Raw genomic sequence first — 24927 nt, 5'->3', positions numbered from 1 at the left:
GCTTATCCTTTTAAGGCGTTAAGAACAGCATCGCCCATGCCGGAAGTGCTGACTTTGGCCATGCCTTCCGAATAAATATCAGCGGTTCTGACTTTACTATCCAATGCGCTGTTCACTGCGCGTTCGATACGCTCGGCGGCTTCCGGCTGGTTAAATGTATAACGCAGCATCATCGCCACCGACAAAATGGTCGCCAATGGATTGGCGATACCTTGGCCGGCAATGTCCGGCGCGGAACCGTGAATCGGTTCATACATGCCCTTGGCATTGGCATCCAGGGAAGCCGACGGCAGCATGCCGATGGAGCCGGTCAACATTGCGGCGATGTCGGACAAAATGTCGCCGAACATATTGCTGGTCACAATCACATCGAACTGCTTCGGTGCCCGTACCAGTTGCATCGCGGCGTTATCGACATACATATGGCTCAACTGTACGTCCGGATACTCCTTACCCACTTCGGTCATCACGCTACGCCATAGTTCGGTCACTTCCAGCACATTGGCTTTATCGACCGAGCACAGTTTTTTGTGACGTTTTTGCGCAATCTTGAATGCGGAATGGGCGATGCGGCGGATTTCCGATTCGCTGTAAATCTTGGTATTGATGCCGACTTTCTCGCCGTTTTCGGCGACATGCACACCGCGCGGCTGGCCGAAATAAATGCCGCCGGTCAATTCGCGGACGATCATGAGGTCCAGGCCCGACACCACTTCCGGTTTCAAGGTCGATGCGTCGACCAATTGCGGATACAAAATCGCCGGACGCAGGTTAGAGAACAGATTCAACTCGGAGCGAATGCCCAATAAGCCGCGTTCCGGACGTACCGCATGGGCCAGCGGCTCCCACTTAGGGCCGCCGACCGCACCCAGCAGCACCGCATCAGCGTTTTTGCACAGATTCAGCGTGGTTTGCGGCAGGGGAGTGCCGAAAGCGTCATACGCCGCGCCACCAATCAAGGCGTTCTCGAAAACCAACCCCAGATTCATGTCGGTATTTAGAAAGCTCAAGACCTTGATCGCTTCGGCGACAATTTCCGGTCCGATGCCGTCGCCGGCCAGGACTGCTATTTTTTTGGGCATTTTTTTACCTTTCAGTGGCGCTTATGCGTCTTTGAACAACCACGGTGCGCGATTGGCGCGCTCGGCTTCGTAACTCTTGATTTTGTCGGCATGTTGCAGGGTAAGTGCGATGTCGTCCAGGCCGTTCAGCAAGCGGTAGCGGCGGTTTTCATCGACAGTAAAGGCAATGTTTTGTCCGCTCGGCGTGGTAATGGTTTGGCTTTGCAGATCGACCGTCAATTGGTAACCGTCGACAACTTCCTTGAACAACAGGTCCACGGTTTCCGCCGGCAACACAATCGGCAGAATGCCGTTTTTAAAACAGTTGTTGAAGAAAATGTCGGCAAAGCTTGGGGCGATGATCACCCGGAACCCATAGTCTTCCAGTGCCCACGGTGCGTGTTCGCGCGATGAACCGCAACCGAAGTTTTCCCGGGTCAGCAGAATCTGCGCCCCTTTGTATTGCGGTTGGTTCAAAACAAAATCCTTGTTCAACGGACGGTTGGTGCAATCCATTTCCGGTTCGCCATGATCCAAATAACGCCATTCGTCGAACAAATATGGACCGAAGCCGGCGCGGCGGATCGATTTCAAAAACTGTTTGGGGATGATCGCGTCGGTGTCGATATTGGCGCGGTCCATCGGCACCACCAGGGCGGTTAAAGTGGTAAAAGCCTGCATGATTTAAGCCTCCTCGGCGACGTTGACAAAGTGGCCGGCAATCGCAGCAGCGGCAGCCATGGCGGGACTCACCAAGTGAGTACGGCCGCCGTAGCCCTGACGGCCTTCAAAGTTACGATTCGAGGTCGAAGCGCAATGTTCGCCGGCATCCAGACGGTCGGCGTTCATCGCCAGGCACATCGAGCAACCCGGTTCGCGCCACTCAAAGTCGGCGGCGGTGAAGATTTTGTCCAGGCCTTCCGCTTCGGCTTGTTGTTTGATCAAACCCGAGCCGGGCACTACCAACACTTGTTTGACCGACGCAGCTTTTTTGCGGCCTTTGATCGCCGCAGCCGCGGCGCGCAAATCTTCGATGCGCGAGTTGGTGCAGGAACCGATAAACACCTTATCCAGCTTGATGTCGGTGATTTTTTGGCCGGCTGTTAAGCCCATGTATTGCAGGGCGCGTTCGATGCTTTGCTTCTTGACCGGATCGGCTTCCTGAACAGGATCGGGGATGGATGCATCCACCGGTAATACCATTTCCGGCGACGTGCCCCAGCTGACTTGCGGTTTGATCGCGGCCGCGTCGAATTCGATGACTTTGTCGAATTTGGCGTCGGCGTCGGAATGCAGTTTTTCCCAGTAACGGACCGCCATATTCCAGTCCTCGCCTTTGGGCGAATAAGGCCGGCCTTGGTAAAACTCGATGGTTTTCTCGTCGCAACCAATCAAACCGGCACGGGCACCGGCTTCGATAGCCATATTGCAGACCGTCATGCGGCCTTCCATGCTCAGCGCGCGAATCGCGTCACCACCGAATTCGATGGTGTAACCGGTGCCGCCGGCAGTACCGATCTGGCCGATGATCGCCAACACGATGTCTTTGGCGGTGACGCCCGGACCGGTTTTGCCGTTGACTTTAATCAGCATGTTTTTAGCTTTTTTCTGCACCAGCGTTTGGGTGGCCAGGGCGTGTTCCACTTCCGAGGTGCCGATACCGAAGGCCAGTGCGGCAGAGGCACCGTGGGTTGACGTGTGCGAGTCGCCGCAGACCACGGTCATGCCGGGCAGGGTGGCGCCTTGTTCCGGGCCGACCACGTGGACGATGCCTTGGCGGATGTCGGCCATATCGAATTCGGTGATGCCGAACTCGGCGCAGTTGTTTTCCAGGGTTTGTACTTGCAGACGGGAAACCGGGTCGGCGATGCCTTGCGCGCGGCCGGAGGTCGGCACGTTATGGTCGGCGACGGCCAGATTGCGGGCGACCCGCCACGGTTGGCGGCCGGACATGCGCATGCCGTCGAAAGCTTGCGGTGAAGTCACTTCGTGCAGCAACTGCCGGTCGATATAGATCAGGCACGAGCCGTCGTCTTCGGTATGGACGACGTGGTCGTCCCAGAGTTTGTCGTATAAGGTTTTACCTGCCATTTGGATTTCTCTTTTTAGGTGGTGTACGCATTGATGCCCTTTGGGGTATCGCGTACCGAAAGCTAAAAGGTACGTGTTGCGTACCCTACGAAGTTTTTATGCCAACACCGCTAACACTTTGTCGGTGATTTCGCTCACCGAACCGACACCAGCAATCGACGCGAATTTGGCGCTTTGATCGGGGGCGGAATAAAAGCCGACCAGCGGTTTGGTTTGCTCGTGATACACGCTTAAGCGCTTGCGAACGGTTTCTTCTTTATCGTCGTCGCGTTGGATCAAAGGCTCGTTTGTAACATCGTCCAAGCCCTCCTGTTTCGGTGGATTGAACACCACGTGATAGGTACGGCCCGAGGCCATATGCACGCGCCTGCCGCTCATGCGTTTGATGATCTCTTCGTCATCGACGGCAATTTCCACGACGTAATCCAGTTCTACGCCCATTTTTGCCAGACCTTCCGCTTGTGCAATCGTGCGCGGAAATCCATCGAGCAAAAAGCCATTTTTGCAATCGTCCTGAGTGATGCGGTCTTTAATCAAACCCAAGATGATGTCATCGGAAACCAGGCCGCCTGCATCCATGATTTTTTTGGCTTCAATACCCAGCGGGGTGCCTTCGCGGACGGCGGCGCGCAGCATGTCGCCGGTGGAAATTTGCGGAATCGCGAACTTCTCCGTGATGAACTGGGCTTGGGTGCCTTTGCCCGAGCCGGGGCTGCCTAACAGGATAATGCGCATATCAATCACTCCAGTGTATGAATCAGGTTGGTTGCCTTATATAAAGAGAGCCGGCTCAAGCGCATCAGTTCGTGAGCCTGGCGGAAAAATCCTGCATTTTATCGCACTTGTCCTGTAAATGCCGTCAAATCTTGTTGAACTGGCGGCGCGAGGAGTTGCGAGCTTAACTGGCGGTGCTTGCTTGGCTGTGAGTGCTGAGCAGGGCGAACTCGGCCAGGCTAATCGACTCCGCACGTAAATTGGCGTCGATGCCAAGCTCGATAATCTGCTGCTCGGAGATGAAGTTTTTCAGCGAATTGCGGATGGTTTTTCGGCGCTGCGAAAAAGCCTGGGTCACCAATTGGCTAAAGCTTTTTAGGTCTGGAATGTCGACCGGCGGTTGGCTGTGTGGGGTCAGGCGGACGATGGCCGACATCACTTGCGGAATCGGATCGAAACTTTCCGGTGGCACGTCGAACAGCAATTCGGTTTCACAGTAATACTGCATCATCACGCTCAACCGGCCGTATGTCTTGCTGCCGGGCTCGGCGCAAATGCGGTCCACCACTTCTTTTTGCAGCATGAACAGCATATCTTCCACGCAATCGGTGGATTCCAGCAGATGAAACATCAGCGGTGTGGAGATGTTGTAGGGCAGGTTGCCGATGATGCGCAGTTTCTCGCCGGCTTTTGCCAGCGCGGCAAAATCGAAATTCAAGGCATCCGCACTATGCACGGTCAAATTGCTGTGGTCGGCAAACTGTTTTTGCAGGCGGCTCACTAAATCCCGGTCCAGCTCGACCACATCGAGTTTAGCGCCCGATTCCAGCAAAGGCAGCGTTAGTGCGCCCAGGCCGGGACCGATTTCCACCCAATGTTGGCCAGCCTGCGGATGGGCACTGGCTAGAATGTTGTAAATGATACTGTGATCGTGCAGAAAATTCTGGCCGAAACGTTTGCGGGCGGTGTGGGTCATTTTTAGTTTTATAGGTGGGGAATCATATCCAGTGCAGTCTGCAGTGCAAATCGCAAACTGCCGAGATTGGCTTTGCCGATGCCGGCCAGTTCCAGCGCGGTGCCGTGGTCGACCGAAGTGCGGATAATCGGCAGGCCGAGGGTAATGTTGACGGCCTGTCCGAAGCCTTTGTATTTCAATACCGGTAGACCTTGGTCGTGATACATCGCTAACACGGCGTCGGCGGTTTCCATGTATTTGGGCGTAAACAGGGTGTCGGCGGGTAGCGGGCCGTATAGGTGAATGCCTTCGCAACGCAGGCGCTCCAACGTCGGCTCGATAATCTCGATTTCTTCCCGGCCGAGATGGCCGCTTTCGCCCGCGTGCGGGTTAAGGCCGCAGACCAAGATTTTCGGGTCGGTAATGTTGAAGCGTTGGCGCAGGTCGAGGTCCAGTAACCGGATAACGGTCGCCAATGCATCCGAGGTGATGGCGGCGCTTACTTCTGACAGCGGCAGATGCGTGGTCGCCAAAGCGACGCGCAGGCCGGGTGTCGCCAGCATCATGACTGGGGTGCCGCCGGTCAGTTCGGCGATAAATTCGGTGTGGCCGCTGAAGGGAATGTTTGCGTCGTTGATCACGCCTTTGTGGACCGGGCCGGTCACCATTGCGGCAAATGCACCGCTCATGCAGCCCAAGGTGGCTTGGCGGATGGTTTCCAGAACATAAGGGCTATTGTTTGGATTCAGGCGTCCGCAAACGGCTGGTTCGCTTAGGCTGATGGGTAGCACGGTTAGGGTGCCGGCTTGCTGTTTGTTAACAGCTTGATCGATGTCGAAAAGTTGAATGGCCAGTGGCAGACCAAGCTGCTCCGCCCTTTGCTGCAATAGTTCCGGATCGGCAATGGCAACGAGTTGACAAACCTGTTCCTGCTGCGCCAGTTGTATGCATAAGTCCGGGCCGACGCCGGCCGGTTCGCCTGGCGTCAAAGCGATGCGAGGTATAGACATATTAACTCCCAAATCGAACCGGTGAATGATGCAGCGTAAACCGAGCCAAGACTTGTTTATTGTCTATCTGTGCACTGGCCGGACAGTTAAACAGGGTTGTGTTCCTGGCAAATTTGCTCGCTATCGGCTGTGCTGAGCTTTTCCTGGGTTAGCTGGCAGAAAAAGCCGTCGTCTTTTTCGCTGAAATTGCGGCAGGTTTTGCAAACGCCGAACGATTGCGACTGATTTGCTTTTTGCAGCGCGGTAAGGGCTTGCTGAAACACATTAGCGTCTGAAGGCGGTGAATCGCTGCTTTGCAGGATGGCCGTGGCGCCGTGGAATAAATCAGACGGTCGCGCTTGTTTGAGTATGGCTGCGCCGTCCGCCAGCAACTGCAAATGCACCACGCGCTTGTCGTTGGCATCCGGCGTTTTACCGATATAGCCCTTCTTTTCCAGAATAATCAGCGATTGCGAAACGGTGCCGCGAGTCATGCCCAGATAATTGGCGACAGCCGCTGGGGTGTTGCTATATTTATTGCAGCGCGAGAGGTAATTGAGCACTTGGAAGTGTACCGGCTGCAAGCCCAGTTCCGTACATTTTTTCCGCTCTTCGGAGCGGATCAATGTAGTCATGCACTCAATAAGTTCGTAAATATCAGTTTGTTGCATAAATTGCATTCTCATCGTGACCCACTAGGTTGACAAGGCGATAGTTTAGGGAGTAAATTGATAGCGAATCGAAACTTTACTTTATAACATCGGCCTGGAGTCAACAAGCTGTTATTTTACCATGCTAAATCGGGTGTCTGTTCGTCCTGATCTTTTATGGTTTAATGCACCAAGTTGGCTCTTTTTTTTAACTTGCGGGTGGCAGGAATTTTAAATGAACAATACTATAAAAATGCTGAATAAATCCCTACTGGCGAGTTCTATCGCCATGCTGTTGTCATCCGGAGTGGCGATGGCAAAATCCGACGATTTTCATAAGCTCTACCAAGACAATTGTGCCAGCTGCCACGGTTCCGATCACGGCGGTTATCTGGCGCCGGCGCTGAACTCGGCGACCTTGAAAGGCCGCAGTCCCACCGCCTTGCGCACCATCGTCATGGCCGGCAGCTTCGACACCTTGATGCCTCCTTTCTACGGCAAACTGAGCGACGACGAAATTCGCGGCGTGATCAAACATCTGCAAGAAACGCCAAAACAACCCAATCCGGCTTGGACGATAGACGATATGAAAAAGTCGTTGAAAGTCTATGTCAAAGACGAAAGTACATTACCGGCCAATCCGACTTTTCAAATCGACGATAAATTTGAAAACTTGATAGGTGTCGCGGCGCGCGGCAAATACGGTCGTGGCGAAGGCTCCAAAGCCATCTTTATTAATAGCTCCACCCATCAAAAAGTCGGCGAAGTACCTACCGGTACTGCCGCACATATTATCGATTTCAACCCGGCCAACCCGCGCTGGGCTTATGTAAAAACCGATACTGCCGAGATTTTTAAAGTCGATTTGTACTCCATGCAAGCGGTGCGAAGCATCAAAACCGGCTGGAACGGCCCGGGCATGGGGGTATCGCGCGATGGTAAATATATTATGGCCGGTTCGTTCGTACCGCATAACGCCGTGATTCTGAATGCCGATACCCTGGAACCATTGAAAACCTTCGAACTGGAAGGCACCGATCCGGATGGTAAACACGTTTCGTCCGACTCAGGCATGATCATCGGTACTCCATACGCGGACATTTTTGCGATTGCATTGGAAAATGCCGGCCAGGTTTGGGTTATCGATTTGAATAAAGAAGGTTTCCCTGTCACTCGTATCGAGAATGTCGGCCGGCATCTGCATGACGCCTTCCTGACTCACGGCGGCAAAAAACTGATGATCGCGTCTTACGACGACAGCATCGTCGCCGCCATCGATCTGGAAAAACGCGAAATCATCAAAAAACTGGAGGCCGGTTGTGTGCCGCATGTCGGTGGCGGTTCTGCGGTTAAAGTGGATGGCCGTACTTTGGGCTTCGGCACCAACTTTGGCGACTGCGACAAAACCGTGGTCAGCGTTTGGGATCTGGACAAAATGGAAGTCGTCAAGCAAGTACCGGTTTCCGGCGGCACCGAATCGCCGGCCGCACATGCCAACGCCCCTTATGTCGCGGTTGACATCATCAGCAAGGACAGGCGCGCCCGCACCGTACAGTTGATCGACAAGAAAACCCTGGAAGTTGCCAGAACCCTGGATGTCGGCGGCCACGCTTACTTCCCGGAATATAGCGCCGATGGTAAATTCCTGTATATCAGTGCCGGTTACAACGGTGACGAAGTGGTGGTTTACGATTCCAATACTTTGCAAAAAGTCGCCAGCGTACCGATGGAAAGCCCAGCGGGTATCTTCTCTCGCGGCCGGGTTAAATACATGACTCGTGGCTTGTCACCTGACGAAATGGAGCAATCAAAATGAAGATGACTCATTTTATCGTGTCGTTACTGGCGGGGCTGCTTGCCGCCGGTAGCGCACAGGCTACCAGTTTGTATGTCGGTCAAGCCAAGGCCGGTGCGGTGTGCGCGCAATGTCATGGTATCCGGATGCCCAGCGCCGACGCGCCGTTTCCACCGTTGGGCGGCCGAGATCCCGAGTATTTGAAAACCGCGATCAAACAATATCGCGACAAGACGCGGAAATCCGACATCATGAATGCGATTGCCGGCTCGTTGACCGACGCGGAAATCAACGACATCGCCGCGTATTACGGCAGCGTTAAGCCTTAGCCTGATGGTTGCCGGATGAGAGTCGTATTAATTACTCTGTTGGTGGCGCTCACGGTAGTTGCTCATGCAGAAGCTGAGACGGATTGTGAAGGTGATATAGGTAGTACTCTGTATCAAGCTTGTGTCCTTTACAAGACAATTAGCGAATTAGATGCGGAACTTAATGTCGAATACCGGAGAATTCTCGATTCTCATCCGAAAGATAGGTTTCCAAAAGAAAATGAATTGCTAGTAGAGGCGCAGCGCGCTTGGATTCGTTACCGGGATAAAGTGTGCGATTTTGAAGACCAAGCAATTGGTGGGGCATATTCAATTTCGTTGATGAGATGCAAGGCAAGAATTACTGAAAACCGGCTAAACGAATTTATTCAAATTTATGGGGACAAAATTTAAATCTAAGTTAATTTGGTAATTTTGTGTCATTCAAATGTATTTTGTTTAGAGTTTATGACATGAGGAATTTATTGCTAGTGTTCGTTATGACCATTAGCACTGCAATTTCCGCCAATGAACTGACCTCGGTGCGGCAGCAGGAGCTGTTGAATATGCTCAAGCATGATTGCGGCTCTTGCCATGGCCTGCCGCCGAAAGGCGGCTTGGGACCGTCGTTGATGCCGGAAGCGCTGGCTGGCAAAAGCGACGCTCTGTTGGCGGATGCGATTCAAAACGGTCGAGCAGGCACGGCTATGCCGCCGTGGAAGAGTTTTTTGACTATCGATGAAACTGCTTGGCTGATTCAACAACTAAGAACGCGCTGAAGGCTGTTTTCGCAGTAGCTAGGCCTAATCGCCTAATGGGCAGATTTACTTCTTGAATGATCGACGCTAAATAACACGCGCCCTATGAAACTTTCTTATTCCCGGAGTCTCCTGATTTTCCTGTTGTCGTCTGCGCTACCCGGTCATGCGGAGCTCAGAGCCACCGGCGATATTGGCGTAGTGATCGAACGCGAAACTGGCAGCATACAGATCATCAACACCACGAAACCGGCGTCGCTGAGTCGCATCGAAGGCTTGGGCGATTTGTCGCATGCTTCCGTCGTGTTTTCCCGCGATCAGCGCTACGCCTATGCATTCGGCCGTGACGGCGGTTTGACCAAGATCGATTTGCTCCAGGATAAAATCGATAAACGCATCATCCAGGCCGGCAACAGCATCGGCGGTGCGATTTCTCAGGACGGCAAAGTGATTGCGGTTTCTAATTACACACCCGGCGGCGTTAAGCTGTTTGACGCGGTGACGCTGGAACAACTGGCCGAAATCCCCGCGATTTACGGCGAAGACAATAAATTATCCAAAGTGGTCGGTTTGGTTGACGCGCCGGGTCAACGCTTCGTTTGCAGTCTGTTCGAAGGCAACGAAATTTGGCTGATTGATGCTAAAAATCCGCGTCAGCCCGTCGTGAAAAAATTTAAAGACATCGGCAAACAACCTTACGACGCCTTATTGACGCCGGATGGCCATTACTATGGCGCTGGATTGTTTGGTGAAAAAGGTTTGGCTTTGCTGGATTTGTGGCAGCCGGAAAAAGGCGTCGAGCATATCCTGCAAGACTACGGCAAAGATGACGAACAAATGCCGGTTTATAAAATGCCGCACCTGGAAGGCTGGACCGTAGCCGGAGTTTGGTTGTTGGTGCCGGCGGTGGGCTTGCACGAAGTATTGGTGATCGACACCCGCGAGTGGGAGCTTGTTAAACGCATCCCGGTGGCCGGGCAGCCGGTGTTTGTTACCTCGCGGCCGGATGGGCGGCAAGTCTGGGTGAATTTCGCCTTCCCGGACAATCAGACCGTGCAAGTGATCGATTTGAAAGATTTTAACATCGTTAAAACGCTGCAACCCGGCAAGGCCGTGTTGCATATGGAATTCAGTCCGCGCGGCGAATCGGTATGGCTGGCGGTCCGCGATGAGGATCGGATGATGGTTTACGACACCGAAACTTTTCAAGAGACGGCCCGTCTGTCTGCGCAAAAACCCAGTGGGATTTTCTTCACTGATCGCGCCAATCGCATAGGTTGGTAACATGCTGGCACCCTTGCACAAACGCTTGCTCAACGACTATCAACAGGATTTTCCGTTGAGCCCGACTCCTTACCGCGACATCGCTGAGCAGCTTGGGGTTAGCGAGGATGAGGTGCTGAATGCGTTTCAAACCTTATCCGAACAGCAGATGATCAGCCGCATCGGTCCGGTTATCGCGCCCAATAGCATCGGTAATAGCGCGCTGGTGGCGATGGCGGTGCCGGAATTTGATTTGCCAAGGGTCGCCGAATTGGTCAGCGCTTATCCGGAAGTCAATCACAACTATGAGCGCGAAAATCGCTTCAATCTGTGGTTTGTGTTGATTGCCGATAGCGAAAGCCATCTTAAAGCCGTTATTGCGGATATCGAGTCCCAAGCCGGCTATCCCGCCATGTTGCTGCCAATGCTGGCCGACTATTTCATCAACCTGGGATTTGAGCTAAATCTGCATGATTGACGCTATTGACTATCAATTGATTGCCGCCGTGCAAGCCGGATTGCCGATTGCAGCGAGGCCGTATGCGGCGATAGCAGGGCAATTGGCGATTACCGAACAAGACGTGATCGAGCGTTTGGCGCGCTTAAAGACCCAAGGTTTGATCAAGCGGTGGGGCGTGGTGGTCAAGCATCGCCAACTCGGCTACCGGGCTAATGCGATGATTGTGATGGATGTGCCAGACGACCGGGTGGCTCGGGTGGGCGCTTTGATCAGCCAGCAGGCTTGTGTGAATTTGTGTTATCAACGCCCGCGCCAAGGCGAAATCTGGCCGTATAACCTGTATTGCATGATTCATGGCAAGACCCGGGACGTGGTGTTGGAACAATGGGCCGAACTGCGGCATGCCTGTAATCTATGCGAATATCCATTCGAAGTATTGTTTAGCCGGCGTTGTTTTAAACAGCGTGGTGCTCTGTATGCTCACCCCAATGGCAATGGGGCCGTTCCCTCTATTGCCGGAGAGAGCAGGACTGAGGAGATTAAAAACAAGCAGTCTTTTGGTATGCACTTCGCCTAAACATGGACGCCATAGACAAAGCCATTATCAACCGCCTGCAACAAGGCTTCCCGGTTTGCGCAGCACCCTATCAACGAGTTGCCGAGGAATTGGGGCTTGTGGAAGCCGAGTTACTCTCAAGATTGCAAAACATGGTGGCCGAAGGCGTCTTGTCGCGCTTTGGGCCTATGTATCATGCCGAACAAATGGGCGGCGCCTTGACTTTGGCGGCCCTGAAAGTACCGGAGGCGCGCTTCGACGAAGTAACCGAAATCGTCAACAGCTTCCCGGAAGTGGCGCATAACTATGCCCGCAATCATTTATTAAATATGTGGTTTGTGCTGGCGACCGAGCAACCCGAACAGGTGGCAACCGTCATCGCGGAAATCGAACGCCAAACCGGCCTGACCGTCTACAACATGCCGAAGATCAGCGAATACTACGTTGGCTTGCAATTGGAAGCCTGATGCCAATCGACGAAATAGACCGGAAAATTATCCAAGCTACCCAGGCCGGTTTGCCTTTGGTCAGCGAGCCCTACCAAGCCGTTGCCGAGCAATTGGGCTTGTCCGCCCAAACCGTGATGTTACATCTGGCCGAAATGCAACAGACCGGGGTGGTTCGCCGCATTGCTGCGGTGCCCAATCATTACAAACTGGGTTACCGCTTTAACGGTATGACAGTTTGGGATGTCGAAGATGGGTACGTCGACGACCTTGGACAAAAAGTGGCCATGCTACCGTTTGTCAGTCATTGCTATCAACGTCCCCGGCATTTGCCGGAGTGGCCCTACAACCTGTTCGCCATGGTGCACGGCAAGACCGAACAGGATGCCGGCAAGCAAGTGGCTATCATTGCCGAACTATTGGGTGCGCAAGCACGCAACCACGAGGTGTTGTACAGCACTAAAATTCTAAAAAAAACCGGTTTGCGCATCGGAGGATAACGCATGTTCAGACTCAGCCAATACATGCGCGAACTGCTGCATCCAACCCCGCTGACGGCGCCGCGCAAACCCGCCGGGCCGGTAGTGATTTGGAACTTGATCCGCCGCTGTAATTTAACCTGTAAACATTGCTATACCACCTCCGCCGACATTAATTTCCCCGGCGAATTGAGCACGCCGGAAATTTACACGGTGATGGACGACTTGAAGGCGTTTAAAGTCCCAGTATTGATTCTGTCCGGCGGTGAGCCGTTGCTGCATCCGGATATTTTTGCTATCTCGCAGCGTGCTCGTGACATGGGATTTTATGTGGCTTTGTCCAGTAACGGCACCTTGATTAATCCATCTAACATCCAGCAAATTGCCGCCATCGACTACCAATATATCGGTGTTAGCCTGGATGGCATTGGCCAGACCCATGATACGTTCCGCCAGAAGCAAGGTTCGTTCGAGGCGTCGCTAGCCGGTATTCGTTTATGCCGTGAACACGACATTAAAGCCGGTGTCAGATTTACGCTGACCCAAGACAACGCCCACGATTTCGAGGGTTTGTTGCAATTGATGGACGACGAAGACATAGATAAATTCTACCTGTCGCATTTGAATTACGGTGGCCGCGGTAACAAAAACCGTAAGGACGACGCCGAGTTTCAGTTGACCCGCAAAGTCATGGACAGTTTGTTCGAAAAGTCTTTAAGTTGGGAGCAGCAAGGTTTGCACCGCGAGGTAGTGACCGGTAACAACGACGCTGACGCCGTGTATTTTCTACATTGGGTCAAGCGCCGCTTTCCTGAGCGCGCAGAGCATATTCGAACCAAACTGGAACAATGGGGAGGCAATGCCTCCGGCGTCAATGTCGCCAATATTGACAATCTCGGTAATGTCCATCCAGATACGTTTTGGTGGGATTACGGCTTGGGCAATGTGCGTAAACGACCTTTCTCCGAAATCTGGGTGGACGTCAATGATCCGTTGATGGCCGGATTGAAAGCGTCGCCGCGGCCGCTGAAGGGACGCTGTGGTGAATGTCATTATCAACGCATCTGCAACGGTAATACGCGGGTTCGCGCGCAGCAAATGACGGGCGATTTTTGGGCCGAGGACCCGGGCTGTTATCTGTTGGACGAAGAAATTTTTGCTTAGATGGGCTTGAGTTTGGTTAGGTTTGACCTTGGTGCATCAATGCACATGGGATGCTCCACAGCAATTTAGCCGAAGCTTGATCCGAAAAATTGGCATCCAATCGAGTCAGAGAGGCTTTTTTGATAACAATGTTGTCGGGAGTCGTGCCCAGAAGCCGGGAAATGGTAATCGAAAAGTCCGGTTCGTGCCCGACTAGCCATGCGTCGCTTATGCCACGCTGGGCGAGTTTGCTAAGTTCGATGAGTATAGTGGGTGTAGCTGTTTCGATTGCCAACCAACTAACGGTTTGCGGGGCTGGGCTGCCAGGCAGGCTTTGGTTGAGGATCCTTGCGGTCTGTTGGGCGCGTAACAGCGGGCTGCAATAAATTGATCCCGGAATTAAGCCGTTGGCCAAACAAAATGCAGCAATGCGTTTTACCTGCTTTTCGCCTTTATCGATTAAGGCTCTGTCCGAGTCGGGCAGCGATAAGCCGCCAACTTCTGCGGTAGCGTGTCTGAGGAAGGTGATAAGCATGGTTGGTCTCCTTGTCGGACAGTTTTAACTGGAATCTTCGGCTATCGACACGTTTGGGCTTTCGGCGAAGCAACGGAGTGTGTTTAAGTTCCAGCTAAATTTAGCGCAAATAGTTGCCTGGTTGTTACGCCTTTAGGGCTTTAACCGCTAGCCTGGGAAATATAATGGATAATTCTTGACTGAATTACTGGGTATAGTCATAATCGCTCAATCTTTCAATTGCTTATAGAGTTTTATATGTCCGATCCTATTGTTTTTACCGACAGTGCAGCGCAAAAAGTAGCGGGTTTAATTCAGGAAGAGGGTAACGATAATCTTAAGCTCAGAGTTTATATCAGCGGTGGCGGCTGTTCCGGATTTCAGTATGGTTTTACCTTTGACGAAGAGGTGAATGACGACGATACGCAAATCCTCAAAGACGGTGTGACAGTGCTGATCGATTCGATGAGTATTCAGTATCTTAGCGGTGCCGAAATCGATTACAAGGAGGACTTGTCTGGCGCGCAATTCGTGATTCGCAATCCAAATGCGACCACTACCTGCGGTTGCGGCTCGTCTTTCTCAGCTTAAGCCGTTTTTACCCGGATAAATCCCACCTAATACCACGGGCGTAGCTGCGCCCGTGACGCTGCATAGATTTCCCGGCAAATTGTTCAGGGTTTGCCGTGCCAGCCAGGCAAAAGCAATCGCTTCGACATGGTCCGGGTCGATTCCCCGTTCCGCTGTCGACGTTACAGACATATCCAGACTTTTCCGTAACAGCTTCATCAATTGGCCGTTATGCGCTCCGCCGCCGCAAATCAAGGTTTGCAAGGTACGCGGCGCATATTGATTAATGGCGTCGGCGATAGTATCGGCGCTGAATTGACAGAGTGTGGCTTGAATATCTTCGGGCTCAAGGTCTGGAAATAAGCTGAGCTTTTGCTGTAACCATGCAGGCGAAAAATATTCCTTGCCAGTGCTTTTCGGTGGCGCTAGCCGGAAGTAATCGTCGTCACTTAAAGCTGCGAGCAAGGCAAGGTGCGCTTTGCCCTTGGCTGCCCAATCGCCGTTACGGTCATAAGGCTGGTTGCAATGTTTTTGACACCACCAGTCCATTAAACCATTGCCGGGGCCGGTATCGAAGCCGATGACCGGTTTATCGTTTAACACCGTGATGTTGGCGATGCCGCCAATATTGACGATGACTCTGGCTTGTGCTGCGTCGCTAAAAACCGCTTGATGAAAGGCTGGAACCAGCGGCGCGCCTTGGCCGCCGACGGCAATGTCGCGGCGGCGAAAATCGGCGACGGTGGTGATGCCGGTGATTTCGGCGATGCGATTCGGATCGCCGATTTGCAGAGAAAAGCCATTGGCAGTCTCCGGGGCGTGATAAACGGTTTGACCGTGACTACCGACAGCTTTGATTGCGCTCGCTGGGATCTGAGCGTTACTTAATAAAGTCAGCACGGTTTCGCCGAATAAACGACCGATCTGGCTATCCAGCGAGCCGTAATCTGTTAATAAAACAGGTTGATTCGCTTGACTAAGCTTGTGAATTTTTTGCCGGAGTTCGGGGGGGAATGGTTGGTAATGGAATGCGACAAGTTGTATTTTGCCGTTGCTAAAATCCACAAGACCAGCATCGATACCATCGACGCTGGTCCCTGACATTAAGCCTATATAAAGCTCGGACACTGTATTAGTTTTGAGCAACCAGTGCGTCGCCTTTGGCTTGTTTCAGTTGCGCCAAAAATGGCTGGGTTTGTGCTTTGAATTTGGCCAATAAGGCTTTGTCCATAGGCATGGAGTGCGGTATTTTGGCGGTAACCGGGTTGACATGCATGCCACCGATACGGAATTCATAATGCAAATGCGGGCCGGTAGCTAAGCCGGTTTTGCCGACATAACCGATCACGTCGCCTTGTTTGATGGCGCTACCGAGTTTTTGACCGGATTTGAAACCGGACAGGTGGGCGTACAAAGTTGAGTATTTTTGGCCGTGTTCGATTTCCACTACATTGCCGTAGCCGTTTTTCACGCCGCGGAAGACGATTTTGCCGTCACCGGTGGTTTTAACTGGTGTGCCGATGGCTGCGGAATAATCGACGCCTTTGTGAGCGCGGATGGTGTTCAGGATGGGATGCTTGCGGTGCAAATCAAAGTGCGAGCTGATTTTGGCAAAATCCATCGGCGTTTGCAGAAAGGCTTTGCGCAGGCCGTTGCCGTCCGGGGTGTAATAACCGGTGTTGCCTTGGTTGTCTTCGAAGCGCACGGCGGTATAGGTTTTGCCTTGGTTGACGAATTCAACTGACAGGATCTCGCCGGTATCGAATTCTTTACCGTCTACAAACAGCTTTTCATAGACGACGGTAAATTGGTCGCCGTCTCTTAAATTAAGTGCGAAGTCGATGTCCCAGGCAAAGATGTCAGCCAGTTTCAGGATTAGTTTTTCCGGCAGGCCTGCTTCCATGCCGTCTTCGAACAGTGAGGAATCGATAGAGCCTTTGGCGCTGGCAATTTGGTAATCAACTTTTTTACTGAGTAGTTCCACGTCGAAATTGTCGTCATGCCGCGTGGCAATCAATGTTTCGAACGGATTTTTGCTGTAAGTCAACTGTTCCAGTTCACCTGAAGCGTTCAACGTAGCGACGACGTCTTGACCTGGTTCGACGTCCGCGAATTGTTTGCCCGTAGGGTTGGCGTGGATGATTTTATGCAAGTCTTCCCGGCTTAAATTGAGTGCGGAAAAAATGCTGGAGAGGTTCTCGCCGGATTTGACGGTGTGTTCAAGTTCCTCGGTGATGTTGAGGTGTTGCGCTTCGGGAGGTTCTACGTATTTGGTGTATTGGTTGATCTTGGACGAGATCAGTCTGTCTTGCTCCAAGGTTTTTGCGTCTTCAAAACCTTTATGCGGTATCAATCCGTAACTTGCGCTGGCGGCAACAACGGTGCAGGTGCCTAAAAGCACCGACTTGAGTATTCTGTTCTTCACAGTAATCACACTTCATTGTTTGTCGAGCGTTTCATTGTAGGGAATTTTGGTGCATAAGGCCAACAAAAGGCCATTTTTTATCCTTCCCTACAATTCCATCACTTATAATGCGCGGCCAAAACTTAAGGCTAATTGGAGAATAAATTGTTGCAAGAAACCTTGGCTCAGTTGCGTTACGGCGCTGAAGAAATTTTGCTGGAATCTGATTTGGTCAAAAAATTGGAGGAAAATCGGCCGCTAACAATCAAGGCCGGATTTGACCCGACCGCGCCTGATTTGCATCTGGGGCACACGGTGCTGATTAATAAGCTGAAGCAATTTCAGGATGCCGGGCATAACGTGCAATTTTTGATCGGCGATTTTACCGCGATGATAGGTGATCCGACTGGCAAAAACGTCACTCGTAAGCCGTTGAGTCGTGAAGAAGTGGCGGAAAACGCGAAAACCTATCAGGCGCAGGTGTTCAAAATTCTTGATCCCGATAAAACTGAGGTTAAGTTCAATTCGGCATGGATGGGGGCGATGACCAGTGCTGAGCTAATCCAGTTGGCGGCAAGAAATACCGTGGCGAGAATGCTGGAGCGTGATGATTTCAGTAAGCGATATAAGGGTGGTCAACCGATTGCAATTCACGAATTCTTGTACCCCTTAATACAAGGCTATGACTCGGTGGTCATGAAAGCGGATGTTGAGCTGGGTGGTACGGATCAGAAATTTAACTTGTTGATGGGTAGGCAATTGCAGGAAGGTTATGGGCAAAAACCTCAGGTCGTGTTGACTATGCCGATTTTGGAAGGGCTTGATGGCGTGCAGAAAATGTCTAAGTCACTTAATAACTACATAGGCATTGCGGATGCGCCTGACGATATGTTTGGTAAAATCATGTCGATTTCCGACGAACTCATGTGGCGTTATTTCAAATTGTTGAGCTTTAAGCCAATGACTGAAATAGAAAATTGGCGGACTGCGTGCGAGAGTGGCGAGAACCCAAGAAATTACAAAGTTGCGCTTGCGCAGGAGATTGTTGGTAGATTTCATGGGTTGCAGGCTGCAAAAACGGCTCTGGAAAGTTTTGAGGCCCGGTTTCAGCGTGGGGCGTTGCCGGATTTTATCGAGGAGGTTCAAATTAAAGTCGATGAACAGGGAATGCCGATTGCTAATGTGTTGAAAAATGCTGGGTTAGTGGAAAGTACTTCTGAAGCACTACGTTTGATCAAACAAGGTGCAGTAAAGATTGATGGTGAAAAACTTGAGGATCCCAAAGCTTTAATTTCGGCGCCTGCGAGGCATGTTTATCAAGTAGGGAAAAGAAAGTTTGCGCGAATAGAAATAATTTCTTGACGGGAGGGTTTTGGGTGATTAGAATGAGCGGCTCTTCACTGCTCTGGTTTGTTGGATTGAGCGGTGAAGAGGTCGGCTGGATTTGGCGGCTTTGGGTTGTAAGTCAGGATGATTTGTTTTAAGTGTTTCGGTTTTTGAAGTGACTTAAAAATAAATTTGACAAACACTGAAAACGCTGTAGAATATGCCGGCTCAACAGGGCGAAATGCTCTGGCTCTTTAACAAACGAAATCGAAATAATTTGTGTGGGTATGTGTAGCGACTATGTGCTGTTAGAAATAGTCGACACAGAAACCACGTCAATTCGCAAGAAAAGATGTTCTGTAGTCGAGCCAAGATTGGTCACTAATCTTATTTAGTGACACGTTAAAATTAAACTGAAGAGTTTGATCATGGCTCAGATTGAACGCTGGCGGTATGCTTAACACATGCAAGTCGAACGGTAGCAGGCCTTCGGGCGCTGACGAGTGGCGGACGGGTGAGTAATGCATAGGAATCTGCCTATTAGTGGGGGACAACGTGGGGAAACTCACGCTAATACCGCATACGCCCTGCGGGGGAAAGCTGGGGACCTTCGGGCCTGGCGCTAATAGATGAGCCTATGTCGGATTAGCTAGTTGGTGGGGTAAAGGCCTACCAAGGCGACGATCCGTAGCTGGTCTGAGAGGATGATCAGCCACACTGGGACTGAGACACGGCCCAGACTCCTACGGGAGGCAGCAGTGGGGAATATTGGACAATGGGCGAAAGCCTGATCCAGCAATACCGCGTGTGTGAAGAAGGCCTGAGGGTTGTAAAGCACTTTCAATAGGAAGGAATACCTATCGGTTAATACCCGGTAGACTGACATTACCTATACAAGAAGCACCGGCTAACTCCGTGCCAGCAGCCGCGGTAATACGGAGGGTGCAAGCGTTAATCGGAATTACTGGGCGTAAAGCGTGCGTAGGCGGTTGTTTAAGTCAGATGTGAAAGCCCTGGGCTTAACCTGGGAACTGCATTTGATACTGGGCAACTAGAGTTTAGTAGAGGGGAGTGGAATTTCAGGTGTAGCGGTGAAATGCGTAGAGATCTGAAGGAACACCAGTGGCGAAGGCGGCTCCCTGGACTAAAACTGACGCTGAGGTACGAAAGCGTGGGTAGCAAACAGGATTAGATACCCTGGTAGTCCACGCCGTAAACGATGTCAACTAACTGTTGGGTTCTTAAAGAACTTAGTAGTGGAGCTAACGTATTAAGTTGACCGCCTGGGGAGTACGGCCGCAAGGCTAAAACTCAAATGAATTGACGGGGGCCCGCACAAGCGGTGGAGCATGTGGTTTAATTCGATGCAACGCGAAGAACCTTACCTACCCTTGACATCCAGAGAATCTGTTAGAGATAGCGGAGTGCCTTCGGGAACTCTGAGACAGGTGCTGCATGGCTGTCGTCAGCTCGTGTTGTGAAATGTTGGGTTAAGTCCCGTAACGAGCGCAACCCTTATCCTTAGTTGCCAGCGGGTCATGCCGGGAACTCTAGGGAGACTGCCGGTGATAAACCGGAGGAAGGTGGGGACGACGTCAAGTCATCATGGCCCTTATGGGTAGGGCTACACACGTGCTACAATGGCCGGTACAGAGGGCTGCGAACTCGCGAGAGTAAGCTAATCCCAAAAAGCCGGTCCCAGTCCGGATCGCAGTCTGCAACTCGACTGCGTGAAGTCGGAATCGCTAGTAATCGCGGATCAGAATGCCGCGGTGAATACGTTCCCGGGCCTTGTACACACCGCCCGTCACACCATGGGAGTGGGTTGCAAAAGAAGTAGGTAGTTTAACCTTCGGGAGGGCGCTTACCACTTTGTGATTCATGACTGGGGTGAAGTCGTAACAAGGTAGCCCTAGGGGAACCTGGGGCTGGATCACCTCCTTACAAAGACGGCACACCGTTACACGTACTCACAACAAATTATTTCGATTGAAAGACGCACCTGGGTCTGTAGCTCAGTTGGTTAGAGCGCACCCCTGATAAGGGTGAGGTCGGAGGTTCAACTCCTCCCAGACCCACCAACGCATAAAAGGCGAAAGCAATAAGGCGAAACACAATCAGACCACACGCCTGGTTAGAATAACTGGCGCTGTGTCTAGTCACGTTTCGGCTTGAGTCTTGGTCTTTAGTCTGCTTTAGGGGCCATAGCTCAGCTGGGAGAGCGCCTGCCTTGCACGCAGGAGGTCGGGAGTTCGATCCTCCCTGGCTCCACCATCATGCTGAACGCTGAGGGTCAACCAGTTCGTCAAACGTAAGAAAAATAGTGGGTGAACATCAACGCTATACAGTTTTATCGGCGGCAACAGATAAAGACTTTATAGCATTGGTATTCGTACCGATAGCTCTTTAACAATATGGAAATCTGTAACTATAGTAATGATCAGCAATGATCAACACTAAAACGAGTTGCGGTTTGAATGACGTCGTTCTCGAAAGGGAAAGGCAGAAAACAAACAGCATGTCGTTCTCAAGCAGAAAAAATCAGCGAAAATGTCAGCTGACAAATAACTTAAATAGAAAGCCTAGCAAAGCTCAGGATTAACTTCCAAGGCTAAGTAAAAGCAGACGTATTCGGGTTATATGGTCAAGTGAATAAGCGCATACGGTGAATGCCTAGGCAGTAAGAGGCGATGAAGGACGTTGTAGCATGCGAAAAGCTTTGGGGAGCCTGCAAACCGGCTGTGATCCAGAGATGTCCGAATGGGGAAACCCGGCGCGCATAAGCGCGTCATCTTTGAGTGAATACATAGCTCACTGAAGCGAACCCGGAGAACTGAAACATCTAAGTACCCGGAGGAAAAGAAATCAACCGAGATTCCCTAAGTAGTGGCGAGCGAACGGGGACTAGCCCTTAAGCTAGGATAAGGTTAGTGGAACGGTCTGGAAAGTCCGGCGATACAGGGTGATAGCCCCGTACACGAAAACCTTTTTCTAGTGAAATCGAGTAGGTCGGAGCACGTGAAACTTTGACTGAATATGGGGGGACCATCCTCCAAGGCTAAATACTCCTTACTGACCGATAGTGAACTAGTACCGTGAGGGAAAGGCGAAAAGAACCGCGGAGAGCGGAGTGAAATAGAACCTGAAACCGTATGCGTACAAGCAGTGGGAGCCCCTTCGTGGGGTGACTGCGTACCTTTTGTATAATGGGTCAGCGACTTACATTTTGTGGCAAGCTTAACCGAATAGGGGAGGCGTAGCGAAAGCGAGTCTTAATAGGGCGTTTAGTCGCAAGGTGTAGACCCGAAACCGGGCGATCTATCCATGGCCAGGCTGAAGGTTGGGTAATACTAACTGGAGGGCCGAACCCACGTCTGTTGAAAAAGACGGGGATGAGCTGTGGATCGGAGTGAAAGGCTAATCAAGCTCGGAGATAGCTGGTTCTCCTCGAAAGCTATTTAGGTAGCGCCTCGTGTATCACTGCTGGGGGTAGAGCACTGTTTCGGCTAGGGGGTCATCCCGACTTACCAACCCGATGCAAACTCCGAATACCAGCAAGTGCCAGCACGGGAGACACACGGCGGGTGATAAGGTCCGTCGTGAAAAGGGAAACAGCCCAGACCGTCAGCTAAGGTCCCCAAATCTATGCTCAGTGGGAAACGATGTGGAAAGGCACAGACAGCCAGGAGGTTGGCTTAGAAGCAGCCATCCTTTAAAGAAAGCGTAATAGCTCACTGGTCGAGTCGGTCTGCGCGGAAGATTTACCGGGGCTAAGCATAGTACCGAAGCTACGGATTTACACGTAAGTGTGAGTGGTAGAGGAGCGTTCCGTACGCCTGCGAAGGTCGATTGAGAAGTCGGCTGGAGGTATCGGAAGTGCGAATGCTGACATAAGTAACGATAAAGGGGGTGAAAAACCCCCTCGCCGAAAACCCAAGGTTTCCTGCGCAACGTTAATCGACGCAGGGTTAGTCGGCACCTAAGGCGAGGCTGAAAAGCGTAGTCGATGGAAAACAGGTTAATATTCCTGTACCAGTAGTAACTGCGATGGGGTGACGGAGAAGGCTATATCAGCGGTCGGTTGGAAGTGGCCGTTTAAGCAGGTAGGCATGCATCTTAGGCAAATCCGGGGTGCTCTATGCCGAGACGTGATGACGAGCGGTTCGAAAGAACAGCGAAGTGATAGATGCCCTGCTTCCAGGAAAAACCTCTAAGCTTCAGGTTACTAGTGGCCGTACCCTAAACCGACACAGGTGGGTGGGATGAAAATTCTAAGGCGCTTGAGAGAACCCAGGTGAAGGAACTAGGCAAAATGATACCGTAACTTCGGGAGAAGGTATGCCCTCATTACGTGAAGGTCCTCGCGACTGGAGCGGAAGGGGGTTGCAAAAAATCGGTGGCTGCGACTGTTTAGCAAAAACATAGCACTCTGCAAACACGAAAGTGGACGTATAGGGTGTGACGCCTGCCCGGTGCTGGAAGGTTAATTGATGGGGTTATCTTCGGAGAAGCTCTTGATCGAAGCCCCAGTAAACGGCGGCCGTAACTATAACGGTCCTAAGGTAGCGAAATTCCTTGTCGGGTAAGTTCCGACCTGCACGAATGGCGTAACGATGGCCACACTGTCTCCACCTGGGACTCAGTGAAATTGAAATCGCTGTGAAGATGCAGTGTACCCGCGGCTAGACGGAAAGACCCCGTGCACCTTTACTATAGCTTGACACTGGACTTTGAACCTACTTGTGTAGGATAGGTGGGAGGCTTTGAAGCGGGAACGCCAGTTCTCGTGGAGCCAACCTTGAAATACCACCCTGGTATGTTTGGAGTTCTAACCTCGATCCATTATCTGGATTAGGGACAGTGTCTGGTGGGTAGTTTGACTGGGGCGGTCTCCTCCTAAAGAGTAACGGAGGAGCACGAAGGTACCCTCAGCCTGGTCGGAAATCAGGCAATGAGTGCAAAGGCATAAGGGTGCTTGACTGCGAGACGGACAAGTCGAGCAGGTACGAAAGTAGGTCTTAGTGATCCGGTGGTTCTGTATGGAAGGGCCATCGCTCAACGGATAAAAGGTACGCCGGGGATAACAGGCTGATACCGCCCAAGAGTTCATATCGACGGCGGTGTTTGGCACCTCGATGTCGGCTCATCACATCCTGGGGCTGAAGCAGGTCCCAAGGGTATGGCTGTTCGCCATTTAAAGTGGTACGCGAGCTGGGTTCAGAACGTCGTGAGACAGTTCGGTCCCTATCTGCCGTGGGCGTTTGAGATTTGAGGGAAGCTGCTTCTAGTACGAGAGGACCGAAGTGGACGAACCTCTGGTGTTCCGGTTGTCATGCCAATGGCATTGCCGGGTAGCCACGTTCGGACAGGATAACCGCTGAAAGCATCTAAGCGGGAAGCCCCTCCCAAGATGAGATCTCACTGGGACTTTAAGTCCCCTGAAGGGCCGTCGGAGACTACGACGTTGATAGGCACGGTGTGGAAGTCCAGTAATGGGCGTAGCTAACGTGTACTAATTGCCCGTGAGGCTTGACCATATAACACCCAATGCGTTTGGGTCAGGTCAGATGACAAGCTGATAACCAACTGAGAACGATAAGCTCGATACAGATTTCCATGAAAACAGGTAAACGGCAAATGCCGGGAAGCGAATACGCTTCAAACCTGTGCATGACGGCTGCAAAACAGCCAAACCAGTTTGCTTGGTGAACATAGCAAGCGTGAACCACCCGATCCCATCCCGAACTCGGAAGTGAAACCGCTTAGCGCCGATGATAGTGTGGCAGGTTGCCATGTGAAAGTAGGTCATCGCCAAGCTCTTAAACCAAAAGCCCTGCTTACCCATAGCAGGGCTTTTTTTTACCCCCAAATCACCCCTACTGCCGCTCTCTTCTATTTTGCGGATTTACTGTTACCAGACAACAACTCTATAGCTAAATTACAAAGTAGTTTTCTATAATTGCGTCAGAAGTGTTTTTAAAGATGCTAAATCGAAAGCGCCGATTTTGTGCATGATGATCACGCCCTGTTTGTCTATTAAAAACATCGTTGGGGTCAATTGCACATCACCAAAAGCGTGTACAAGACTACCATCTATATCAAGAGCAACTGGATAGGGAAGCTGACGTTCTTTGGCTAATGTTTGCACGCGGCTAGGCGGGTCGTATGGCATCGCCACAGCAATGATTTTCAGGCCTTGTTGATGTAATGCGATCAAATCCGGAATTTCCTCAAGACAGCTAGGGCAGTCGGTTGCCCAAAATGTTATCAATACGGGCTTGCCTTTTAGCTCGGCAATTGCCAGTCGTTCGCCTGTCAATGTTGTAAAAACGGCGTTGGGGGCGAAACTTTTAGTGTAAGTCAGCCACCAGGCGATTGCGCCAAGTAAACAGATCACCGATAGGACGCCAAGCGCCGATTTTATTCTCATAAGTAATAGACTTTG

The 24927-nt window shown here is 51.6% G+C and carries 23 protein-coding genes, 2 tRNA genes and 3 rRNA genes; 17 read left to right on the top strand and 11 right to left on the bottom strand.

Annotated features, from left to right (window positions below; genetic code table 11):
* Positions 1 to 2: 2 nt before the first annotated feature.
* The 7 genes from leuB to JWZ98_RS18165 all read right to left on the bottom strand — a co-directional run bounded on the left by leuB (position 3) and on the right by JWZ98_RS18165 (position 6481).
* Complete coding sequence (gene leuB, locus JWZ98_RS18195; RefSeq protein WP_205451272.1) at positions 3 to 1082, bottom strand: 3-isopropylmalate dehydrogenase; 1080 nt, start codon at positions 1080 to 1082, stop codon at positions 3 to 5.
* Positions 1083 to 1103: 21 nt separating this feature from the next.
* Complete coding sequence (gene leuD, locus JWZ98_RS18190; protein ID WP_033159288.1) at positions 1104 to 1742, bottom strand: 3-isopropylmalate dehydratase small subunit; 639 nt, start codon at positions 1740 to 1742, stop codon at positions 1104 to 1106.
* Between the two features lie 3 nt (positions 1743 to 1745).
* Positions 1746 to 3152, bottom strand: a complete 1407-nt coding sequence (leuC, locus tag JWZ98_RS18185) for a 3-isopropylmalate dehydratase large subunit (RefSeq protein ID WP_033159289.1) — start codon at positions 3150 to 3152, stop codon at positions 1746 to 1748.
* Positions 3153 to 3248: 96 nt separating this feature from the next.
* Positions 3249 to 3887, bottom strand: a complete 639-nt coding sequence (adk, locus tag JWZ98_RS18180; RefSeq protein WP_033159290.1) for an adenylate kinase — start codon at positions 3885 to 3887, stop codon at positions 3249 to 3251.
* Between the two features lie 163 nt (positions 3888 to 4050).
* Complete coding sequence (rsmA, locus tag JWZ98_RS18175) at positions 4051 to 4842, bottom strand: 16S rRNA (adenine(1518)-N(6)/adenine(1519)-N(6))-dimethyltransferase RsmA (protein ID WP_033159291.1); 792 nt, start codon at positions 4840 to 4842, stop codon at positions 4051 to 4053.
* 8 nt (positions 4843 to 4850) lie between these two features.
* Positions 4851 to 5831 (bottom strand): 4-hydroxythreonine-4-phosphate dehydrogenase PdxA, encoded by a 981-nt coding sequence (gene pdxA / locus JWZ98_RS18170; RefSeq protein WP_205451271.1) that lies wholly within the window; start codon positions 5829 to 5831, stop codon positions 4851 to 4853.
* 86 nt (positions 5832 to 5917) lie between these two features.
* Complete coding sequence (locus JWZ98_RS18165) at positions 5918 to 6481, bottom strand: MarR family winged helix-turn-helix transcriptional regulator (RefSeq protein ID WP_033159308.1); 564 nt, start codon at positions 6479 to 6481, stop codon at positions 5918 to 5920.
* A 214-nt stretch (positions 6482 to 6695) separates the two neighbouring features.
* On the opposite strand from JWZ98_RS18165, the gene JWZ98_RS18160 reads away from it, so the two are divergent.
* The 10 genes from JWZ98_RS18160 to nirJ all read left to right on the top strand — a co-directional run bounded on the left by JWZ98_RS18160 (position 6696) and on the right by nirJ (position 13689).
* Entirely contained in the window at positions 6696 to 8276 is a 1581-nt protein-coding gene (locus JWZ98_RS18160) for a nitrite reductase (RefSeq protein ID WP_205451270.1), read from the top strand.
* Entirely contained in the window at positions 8273 to 8584 is a 312-nt protein-coding gene (locus tag JWZ98_RS18155; RefSeq protein WP_033159293.1) for a c-type cytochrome, read from the top strand. Before JWZ98_RS18160 ends, JWZ98_RS18155 begins: the two co-directional genes overlap by 4 nt.
* Positions 8585 to 8599: 15 nt before the next feature.
* Complete coding sequence (locus JWZ98_RS18150; RefSeq protein ID WP_033159294.1) at positions 8600 to 8977, top strand: lysozyme inhibitor LprI family protein; 378 nt, start codon at positions 8600 to 8602, stop codon at positions 8975 to 8977.
* 86 nt (positions 8978 to 9063) lie between these two features.
* Complete coding sequence (locus tag JWZ98_RS18145) at positions 9064 to 9342, top strand: cytochrome c (protein WP_240348093.1); 279 nt, start codon at positions 9064 to 9066, stop codon at positions 9340 to 9342.
* A gap of 84 nt (positions 9343 to 9426) precedes the next feature.
* Entirely contained in the window at positions 9427 to 10605 is a 1179-nt protein-coding gene (locus JWZ98_RS18140) for a cytochrome D1 domain-containing protein (protein WP_275899135.1), read from the top strand.
* 1 nt (position 10606) lies between these two features.
* Positions 10607 to 11062, top strand: a complete 456-nt coding sequence (locus JWZ98_RS18135) for an Lrp/AsnC family transcriptional regulator (protein WP_205451268.1) — start codon at positions 10607 to 10609, stop codon at positions 11060 to 11062.
* The gene (locus JWZ98_RS18130) at positions 11055 to 11621 is read left to right on the top strand and encodes an AsnC family transcriptional regulator (RefSeq protein ID WP_205451267.1); all 567 of its coding nucleotides are present in this window, start codon (positions 11055 to 11057) and stop codon (positions 11619 to 11621) included. Before JWZ98_RS18135 ends, JWZ98_RS18130 begins: the two co-directional genes overlap by 8 nt.
* A 2-nt stretch (positions 11622 to 11623) precedes the next feature.
* Entirely contained in the window at positions 11624 to 12067 is a 444-nt protein-coding gene (locus tag JWZ98_RS18125) for an AsnC family transcriptional regulator (RefSeq protein WP_205451266.1), read from the top strand.
* Entirely contained in the window at positions 12067 to 12546 is a 480-nt protein-coding gene (locus tag JWZ98_RS18120; protein WP_205451265.1) for an AsnC family transcriptional regulator, read from the top strand. The genes JWZ98_RS18125 and JWZ98_RS18120 overlap by 1 nt, the downstream gene beginning before the upstream one ends.
* A gap of 3 nt (positions 12547 to 12549) precedes the next feature.
* A complete protein-coding gene (gene nirJ / locus JWZ98_RS18115; protein ID WP_205451264.1) occupies positions 12550 to 13689 on the top strand; it encodes a heme d1 biosynthesis radical SAM protein NirJ in 1140 nt (379 codons plus the stop codon).
* 16 nt (positions 13690 to 13705) lie between these two features.
* Here nirJ and JWZ98_RS18110 read toward each other — a convergent pair whose 3' ends face one another.
* Positions 13706 to 14203, bottom strand: a complete 498-nt coding sequence (locus JWZ98_RS18110) for a histidine phosphatase family protein (RefSeq protein WP_205451263.1) — start codon at positions 14201 to 14203, stop codon at positions 13706 to 13708.
* Between the two features lie 237 nt (positions 14204 to 14440).
* Here JWZ98_RS18110 and erpA point away from each other — a divergent pair, with 237 nt between their 5' ends.
* On the top strand, positions 14441 to 14773 hold the full coding sequence (gene erpA, locus JWZ98_RS18105) for an iron-sulfur cluster insertion protein ErpA (RefSeq protein ID WP_033159303.1): 333 nt from the start codon (positions 14441 to 14443) through the stop codon (positions 14771 to 14773).
* Here the strand turns inward: erpA and JWZ98_RS18100 are convergent.
* Both JWZ98_RS18100 and JWZ98_RS18095 read right to left on the bottom strand, forming a co-directional pair.
* Positions 14765 to 15880 (bottom strand): anhydro-N-acetylmuramic acid kinase, encoded by a 1116-nt coding sequence (locus JWZ98_RS18100; RefSeq protein WP_205451262.1) that lies wholly within the window; start codon positions 15878 to 15880, stop codon positions 14765 to 14767. The two genes, erpA and JWZ98_RS18100, sit on opposite strands and share 9 nt — an antisense overlap.
* 4 nt (positions 15881 to 15884) lie before the next feature.
* Positions 15885 to 17177, bottom strand: coding sequence for a peptidoglycan DD-metalloendopeptidase family protein (locus tag JWZ98_RS18095; protein ID WP_240348090.1), 1293 nt, complete (start codon positions 17175 to 17177; stop codon positions 15885 to 15887).
* A 144-nt stretch (positions 17178 to 17321) separates the two neighbouring features.
* Here JWZ98_RS18095 and tyrS point away from each other — a divergent pair, with 144 nt between their 5' ends.
* The 6 genes from tyrS (at position 17322) to rrf (ending at position 24299) form a co-directional block, all read left to right on the top strand.
* Positions 17322 to 18518 (top strand): tyrosine--tRNA ligase, encoded by a 1197-nt coding sequence (gene tyrS, locus JWZ98_RS18090; protein WP_205451261.1) that lies wholly within the window; start codon positions 17322 to 17324, stop codon positions 18516 to 18518.
* Positions 18519 to 18892: 374 nt separating this feature from the next.
* Positions 18893 to 20426: ribosomal RNA gene (locus JWZ98_RS18085) — 16S ribosomal RNA — on the top strand.
* Between the two features lie 60 nt (positions 20427 to 20486).
* Positions 20487 to 20563 (top strand) — tRNA-Ile (locus JWZ98_RS18080).
* Between the two features lie 117 nt (positions 20564 to 20680).
* A tRNA-Ala gene (locus tag JWZ98_RS18075) sits at positions 20681 to 20756 on the top strand.
* A 368-nt stretch (positions 20757 to 21124) separates the two neighbouring features.
* Positions 21125 to 24019 (top strand): 23S ribosomal RNA (locus JWZ98_RS18070).
* A gap of 164 nt (positions 24020 to 24183) precedes the next feature.
* Positions 24184 to 24299, top strand: a 5S ribosomal RNA gene (rrf, locus tag JWZ98_RS18065).
* The 16S, 23S and 5S rRNA genes sit together here with 2 tRNA genes alongside, the layout of an rRNA operon.
* Before the next feature lie 136 nt (positions 24300 to 24435).
* On the opposite strand, the gene JWZ98_RS18060 is transcribed toward rrf, so the two are convergent.
* On the bottom strand, positions 24436 to 24912 hold the full coding sequence (locus JWZ98_RS18060) for a TlpA disulfide reductase family protein (RefSeq protein WP_171694303.1): 477 nt from the start codon (positions 24910 to 24912) through the stop codon (positions 24436 to 24438).
* Between the last annotated feature and the right edge of the window lie 15 nt (positions 24913 to 24927).

Origin of the sequence: Methylomonas sp. EFPC1, assembly GCF_016925515.1 — a bacterium.
Taxonomy (GTDB): domain Bacteria; phylum Pseudomonadota; class Gammaproteobacteria; order Methylococcales; family Methylomonadaceae; genus Methylomonas; species Methylomonas defluvii.
This window is presented reverse-complemented; position numbering and strand designations above follow the sequence as displayed.

What these genes read in the sequence shown, in the direction of transcription:
- leuB (WP_205451272.1), bottom strand. Translation starts at nt 1,082, where the DNA reads ATGCCCAAAAAAATAGCAGTCCTGGCCGGCGACGGCATCGGACCGGAA.
- leuD (WP_033159288.1), bottom strand. Translation starts at nt 1,742, where the DNA reads ATGCAGGCTTTTACCACTTTAACCGCCCTGGTGGTGCCGATGGACCGC.
- leuC (WP_033159289.1), bottom strand. Translation starts at nt 3,152, where the DNA reads ATGGCAGGTAAAACCTTATACGACAAACTCTGGGACGACCACGTCGTC.
- adk (WP_033159290.1), bottom strand. Translation starts at nt 3,887, where the DNA reads ATGCGCATTATCCTGTTAGGCAGCCCCGGCTCGGGCAAAGGCACCCAA.
- rsmA (WP_033159291.1), bottom strand. Translation starts at nt 4,842, where the DNA reads ATGACCCACACCGCCCGCAAACGTTTCGGCCAGAATTTTCTGCACGAT.
- pdxA (WP_205451271.1), bottom strand. Translation starts at nt 5,831, where the DNA reads ATGTCTATACCTCGCATCGCTTTGACGCCAGGCGAACCGGCCGGCGTC.
- JWZ98_RS18165 (WP_033159308.1), bottom strand. Translation starts at nt 6,481, where the DNA reads ATGCAACAAACTGATATTTACGAACTTATTGAGTGCATGACTACATTG.
- JWZ98_RS18160 (WP_205451270.1), top strand. Translation starts at nt 6,696, where the DNA reads ATGAACAATACTATAAAAATGCTGAATAAATCCCTACTGGCGAGTTCT.
- JWZ98_RS18155 (WP_033159293.1), top strand. Translation starts at nt 8,273, where the DNA reads ATGAAGATGACTCATTTTATCGTGTCGTTACTGGCGGGGCTGCTTGCC.
- JWZ98_RS18150 (WP_033159294.1), top strand. Translation starts at nt 8,600, where the DNA reads ATGAGAGTCGTATTAATTACTCTGTTGGTGGCGCTCACGGTAGTTGCT.
- JWZ98_RS18145 (WP_240348093.1), top strand. Translation starts at nt 9,064, where the DNA reads ATGACCATTAGCACTGCAATTTCCGCCAATGAACTGACCTCGGTGCGG.
- JWZ98_RS18140 (WP_275899135.1), top strand. Translation starts at nt 9,427, where the DNA reads ATGAAACTTTCTTATTCCCGGAGTCTCCTGATTTTCCTGTTGTCGTCT.
- JWZ98_RS18135 (WP_205451268.1), top strand. Translation starts at nt 10,607, where the DNA reads ATGCTGGCACCCTTGCACAAACGCTTGCTCAACGACTATCAACAGGAT.
- JWZ98_RS18130 (WP_205451267.1), top strand. Translation starts at nt 11,055, where the DNA reads ATGATTGACGCTATTGACTATCAATTGATTGCCGCCGTGCAAGCCGGA.
- JWZ98_RS18125 (WP_205451266.1), top strand. Translation starts at nt 11,624, where the DNA reads ATGGACGCCATAGACAAAGCCATTATCAACCGCCTGCAACAAGGCTTC.
- JWZ98_RS18120 (WP_205451265.1), top strand. Translation starts at nt 12,067, where the DNA reads ATGCCAATCGACGAAATAGACCGGAAAATTATCCAAGCTACCCAGGCC.
- nirJ (WP_205451264.1), top strand. Translation starts at nt 12,550, where the DNA reads ATGTTCAGACTCAGCCAATACATGCGCGAACTGCTGCATCCAACCCCG.
- JWZ98_RS18110 (WP_205451263.1), bottom strand. Translation starts at nt 14,203, where the DNA reads ATGCTTATCACCTTCCTCAGACACGCTACCGCAGAAGTTGGCGGCTTA.
- erpA (WP_033159303.1), top strand. Translation starts at nt 14,441, where the DNA reads ATGTCCGATCCTATTGTTTTTACCGACAGTGCAGCGCAAAAAGTAGCG.
- JWZ98_RS18060 (WP_171694303.1), bottom strand. Translation starts at nt 24,912, where the DNA reads ATGAGAATAAAATCGGCGCTTGGCGTCCTATCGGTGATCTGTTTACTT.